The 4901-nt window shown below is 67.9% G+C and carries 6 protein-coding genes; 3 read left to right on the forward strand and 3 right to left on the reverse strand.

Annotation, left to right across the window (positions count from 1 at the left end; genetic code table 11):
- Nucleotides 1–327: 327 nt before the first annotated feature.
- Nucleotides 328–957 carry a hypothetical protein gene (locus QH470_RS30775; RefSeq protein ID WP_280275879.1) on the forward strand — a complete coding sequence of 210 codons (630 nt, stop codon included), beginning with the start codon at nucleotides 328–330 and terminating at the stop codon, nucleotides 955–957.
- A gap of 95 nt (nucleotides 958–1052) precedes the next feature.
- Here the strand turns inward: QH470_RS30775 and QH470_RS30780 are convergent, their stop codons facing one another.
- The 3 genes from QH470_RS30780 to QH470_RS30790 form a co-directional block, all read right to left on the reverse strand.
- Complete coding sequence (locus tag QH470_RS30780; protein ID WP_280275880.1) at nucleotides 1053–1547, reverse strand: nitroreductase family deazaflavin-dependent oxidoreductase; 495 nt, start codon at nucleotides 1545–1547, stop codon at nucleotides 1053–1055.
- Between the two features lie 48 nt (nucleotides 1548–1595).
- On the reverse strand, nucleotides 1596–2228 hold the full coding sequence (locus tag QH470_RS30785; RefSeq protein ID WP_280275881.1) for a TetR/AcrR family transcriptional regulator: 633 nt from the start codon (nucleotides 2226–2228) through the stop codon (nucleotides 1596–1598).
- A 373-nt stretch (nucleotides 2229–2601) separates the two neighbouring features.
- Nucleotides 2602–3063, reverse strand: coding sequence for a GbsR/MarR family transcriptional regulator (locus tag QH470_RS30790; protein ID WP_280275882.1), 462 nt, complete (start codon nucleotides 3061–3063; stop codon nucleotides 2602–2604).
- A 73-nt stretch (nucleotides 3064–3136) separates the two neighbouring features.
- Here QH470_RS30790 and QH470_RS30795 point away from each other — a divergent pair, with 73 nt between their 5' ends.
- Nucleotides 3137–4054 carry an ABC transporter ATP-binding protein gene (locus tag QH470_RS30795; protein ID WP_280275883.1) on the forward strand — a complete coding sequence of 306 codons (918 nt, stop codon included), beginning with the start codon at nucleotides 3137–3139 and terminating at the stop codon, nucleotides 4052–4054.
- Nucleotides 4051–4770 carry an ABC transporter permease gene (locus QH470_RS30800; RefSeq protein ID WP_280275884.1) on the forward strand — a complete coding sequence of 240 codons (720 nt, stop codon included), beginning with the start codon at nucleotides 4051–4053 and terminating at the stop codon, nucleotides 4768–4770. The genes QH470_RS30795 and QH470_RS30800 overlap by 4 nt, the downstream gene beginning before the upstream one ends.
- Nucleotides 4771–4901 lie beyond the last annotated feature (131 nt).

The raw sequence follows: 4901 nt of genomic DNA on the forward strand, positions 1-4901 counted from the left end.
CCGCCGCAGCCAGCGCGACATCGAGCTGGGGGGGGCCGCGGGGGGCCGGCCCCCCCCCCCCCCACCCGGCCGCCCCCCCGCGCGGGGGGGGGAGGGGGGCCGGGGGGGGGCGCCCCGCCCGGGGGCGGCGCGGGCGGCGGCCCCCCCCGCCACCACCGCACCATCGCTCCGACACTCGCCTCGGTACTACTCATGGCACCAGGCTCGCACTCCACAGCGATGCCCCTCCAAGACCACCGAGGTCATGGACGGGCGACACCGGTAGCGATCACAGTGGCGGTGCGGGCTGCCCGCCGGGGCCGGGCCGCGACCGAAAGGAAGGCCACCATGTTCTTGATCGAGATCGCCCATCCCGCTGGGGCATTGGACGACGACGACCGGAGTCTGCTCACCGGTCGGATGCTGGATCCTTTGCTCGGATCCGGGCACGCACCGGAAGAGACGATGATGCGAGCGTCCCTCGCCACGCACGTGGCGTACCGGGAACTGCAGGGATGGCGTACCGGTAACGGTGCGCCGGAGCCGGGCGCCGCACCACCGCTGATCGTCACGATCACGATCCCGCAGGCATGGCGTGATGCCGAGTCCTCGCGACACTTCATCGGCATCGTGCGCGCTGCCGTCAACCGGCTGGACGGCGCCCGCGGGTGGGAGCGCGACCTGGGATCGCTGTGGGTGCGAGTGGACGGGATTCCCGACGGCAGTATCGGACTCGACGGCAAAGCGGTCACCGCCGCCGGGGTGCTCGACTTCCTCACGGAGGTATACCGCGCCGCGGCTGCCGCCGGTGCAGCGGCGAAGGTCCCGGAGGGCAAGCTACTCGATCCGATCTGCGGGATGCTGGTGCCCGACACCCAGCAGGCGATCACTCTGGACCACGATGGTGTGCGTGTGGGCTTCTGCGCCGCGGGGTGCCGCGAGGCGTACGCCCGCGAGCACGCGATCGCCATGAGCTGAGCGCAGTGGCATCGCGGTGCACCGCAATGGTCCGCACTGATCAGGCGAGGGGATAACCGTGGCTCGGAGAAGCCCTTTGCTTGCCGCAGCGACTGTCAGCGGTCGGCGATCTGGAGCGCGACCATGGGGAGCCCGGTGCCGCGGTCGTCGATCGCGGCACCGAGGGTGTTCTCGATTGCCGGTTTCATCGTCTTCCAGGCGCGAGGGTGAGTGGTGACATAGGACTGCAGCGCGGCGGCTGTTTCGTCGGGATCCAGTATCCGCGCTACGGCGTCGGCCGGGCCGTGGTGGCGGACCCACACCCGCGCTCGGGGATCGACGCGTAGGTTACGGAACCATTGGGAATGCTTACCGAAACCGGAAACCACTATGTAGCAATCTTTTTCGGGTCGGTCGATCACCTCCAGGACCACGTATCGGCGGGAGCCGGACTTACGCCCGGTGTGTTCCAGCAACAACATCCGCGAGCCGAACAGGAAACCCAGCCGAGCGCGGTACAACCAGATCGGGGCGCGCATCAACCGGCGGTTGCGCAATGCGCGGGTCGCCAGCCGGATAAGGGCGTCGGCGACGGCGGAGTTGGACGACATGACAAGTCCTCGATTTCGGGGAGGAGCGTGGTCGGATTACGTAGCGGATCAATGAGTCTGGTCGCCGGGCGCACCCCGCAATCCGGTGCGATATACCGTCAACGCCTCACCGGCCCAGCGGCGAATCCCGTCACGTGACAACGGATCGACACCCAGCACCTCGCCCAGACGGGCCCGCAGTAGGATGACGGCCAGGTCGTTGGCGAGCAGGAATGCTGCGCGCACCGCCGGATCCTCGCCCGGATCGGCGTGCCCGGCCCGGCCCATCGCCTCGAGCGTCGCGACACTCGCCGCATGCAATCTCGCGAAGATTGCTGTCGCCACAGGGCCCCCGTGGAGCAGCATTCGGCCGAGGTACGCAGGGATCGGGGAATCCGGCGGCAACTGCTTGACCAATAATTCGGCCATCGACGGCACTGCGTCCGACGCGAAGGGATCGTTCCCGTTGCCCGGCGCGACGATCTCACCGAGCAAAGTCTCGTAGACCGCGGAGACATGGTCGTCGACCGCGGCGCGGAGCCCTTCCTTGGTCTTGTAGTGGCGCATGATCAGCGCCGGTGACACACCAGCCGCCGCGGCGACATCTCGAATCGTCACCATGTCGGGCCCGCGTTCGGTGAACAGCCGCAACGCCTCGTCGCGGATCCTCGCCCGCGCGGTCCGGTCGTCAGGTGAACGCATGTTTGCAATAGTAAACATCTGTTCACCTCGCTGTCGAGGTTGCCCGTATGTTCGATGCCGCATACGCCCATCGCCACGCCCGCCACCTGCAGGCGACTGGGTACAAGTCACCGCTGCACCGCGCGCGGGCGACGGGGGCCGGTAGTCTCCAATGCTCACTGAATATGTTGAGCGACACTGTTTCTCGGGTGGTGATGACAGTGTGGCGGGCATCGCCTACGATTCGCGCTCGTGTAGTTTGGCCGGAAACGGCCGTCGGTGCAGTCGGCGGTGATGCGAATATGGCGGAGTTCACCGTGGAGTTGCAACCCGTTGATGCGAGCCTCGGATCGGCTGCTCGCAGCGATCACGATGCTCGCTGCGGCGGCCCGTGTCATCTGTCGTAGTTCTCCTGCCAGCGTTCGATGAGTGCGGGCATCTGTTGAGCCATGTAGGAGTAGAAGTCCTGCATCTCGCGGAGCCGGTCGACCGCTGGGCTGCCGTCGGTGGTCGCGTCGAGGCCTTCCTGTGCGGCATCCTGCATCGTTTTCAGCAAGGCGTTCTGGTAGGTGTACAGCCGTGCCCACGCGCCTTTCGGGAAGCGGTAGTGCTCGCGGCGGCTGCCCGGTGCCGGCACCCGCTCGATCATTCCGGACTGCGTCAGCTGTTTCACCGCGGACGACACCGCGCCGGTGCTGATCGATAGCTGCTCGCACAGGTCCGCCGCTGTCGTCGTTTCCTGTTCGGTGTACAGCAGTGCCGTCATCACCCGCGCCGTCGTCTTCTGCATCCCGCCCTGCGCCAAGGTCAGTGCCAGCCGCTCGGCCGCATCGCGAAGTCGCTGTGTGGAATCCATGCCACCAGCATACAGAGTCCTCCGAACTATCGGAGTATTCACAAATCTCTGAAAGTTCGTTAATGTGTGAGTCATGAGCAACGCCATCGAGATCCGCGACCTCGCCAAGACCTACGGGACGCGACGCGGCTTGACCGGACTGACCCTCGACGTCCGTGAAGGGGAGGTATTCGGCTATCTCGGTCCCAACGGCGCCGGGAAATCGACCACCATCCGGCTCCTTCTCGACCTGATCCGGCCCACCTCCGGCTCGGCGACCGTGCTGGGCCTGGATCCTCGTGCCGACGGTGTCGCGATGCGCCGCCGGATCGGTTACCTGGCAGGCGATTTCGTTGTCGACGGCCGCCAACGAGTGCGGGACTGCCTGCGGTTCCTGGGCGAGCTGCGCGGCGGCGTCCCGCAGCATTGCATCGACGACCTCGCCACCCGGCTGGGCCTCGACCAGACCGCGACGATCCAGAGCCTGTCCAAGGGCAACCGGCAGAAGGTCGGGCTGGTCCAGGCGTTCATGCACACCCCTGAGCTGCTGATCCTGGACGAGCCTACGTCGGGGTTGGATCCGCTGGTGCAGCAGACGTTCCTGGAGCTGGTCACCGAAGCGGCCGCGAACGGGCAGACGGTGTTCATGTCCAGCCACATCATGGACGAGGTCGAGGCAGTCGCCGACCGCATCGCCATCCTGCGCGACGGCGCGCTGGTCGCCCTCGACACCGTCGCCGATCTCCGTGCCGGTGCCACCAGGCGGATCGAAATCAGTTTCGCCGCAGCGGTTCCGGCCGACGAGTTCCGTGCGGTGCCCGGTCTGGTGGACCCGATCCTCGATGACTCGGGCACCGTACTGCGAGCCGGGCTGACCGGTACGCCCGATGCGATCGTCAAGGCCGCCGCCCGGCACACCGTGACCGCGCTGCACATCACCGAGCCGCATCTCGACGAGATCTTCTACAGCCACTACGCCGGCGCCGAGGCCGCGCCGCGGCCCGCCGCGTGACCGCTCGACTCCCGAACCTGCCTACCGACAAGGACTTCGCCGCCATGACCACCGTCTCCGCCGCCGTCGCCCCGATGATCGAACCCGCGATGGCCACCGCCAGAACCGTCGTGCTCAGCAAGACCTTGCGGGTCAATCGCCGCGGCCTGCTCGGCTGGACCGCCGGGATCACCCTCGCCGCCGTCATGTACGCGAGCTTCTATCCGCAGATGGCGAAAAACGGTGCCGCGCAAGCCGAGAATGTGCCCGAGGGCCTGCGCGACGCACTGCACATGGATGATATCGCCTCCGCGCCCGGCTATCTCGGTGCCACGGTGTTCGGTCTGATCGTGCCGCTGCTGGCGATGCTCGCCATCCGCGGCGGGGCCGACCTGACCGCGATCAGCGCCGGGCAGTTCGCCGCCCAATGCGTGCACCTGACCCTGCTGACCGTCACCTTCGGTGCGCTGGCCACCGGTCTCGGCGCCGCTTTCGGGCGTCGCGGCGTCGTGTTCGCGGTCACCGCGGTCGTCGGTGTCGCCGCCTACGCCGCACACGCCTTCGCCGCCCAGATCGGCCTCGGCTGGGCCGCCTACCTGTCGCCGTTCCACTACTACATCGACAGCGAGCCACTGCGGAACGGAGTCGGCTGGACCGGTCTGCTCGTCCTCGCCACCGTGTCGGCCCTCCTCGTCACCGCCGGGACCTTCCGGTTCAACCACCGCGACCTCGGCTGACCCACCGTGGGGGGGGGGGGGGGGGGGGGGGGGGACGGGCGCCGGCCGCGCGGATGACACCGTCGAGGACCTCCCGGGCGCGATGCATGTCCTTGATGCAGGCGTCGATGCGGGCGCGCTCGGAGGTCAGC

Origin of the sequence: Nocardia wallacei (genome assembly GCF_029868745.1) — a bacterium.
GTDB lineage: Bacteria > Actinomycetota > Actinomycetes > Mycobacteriales > Mycobacteriaceae > Nocardia > Nocardia wallacei_B.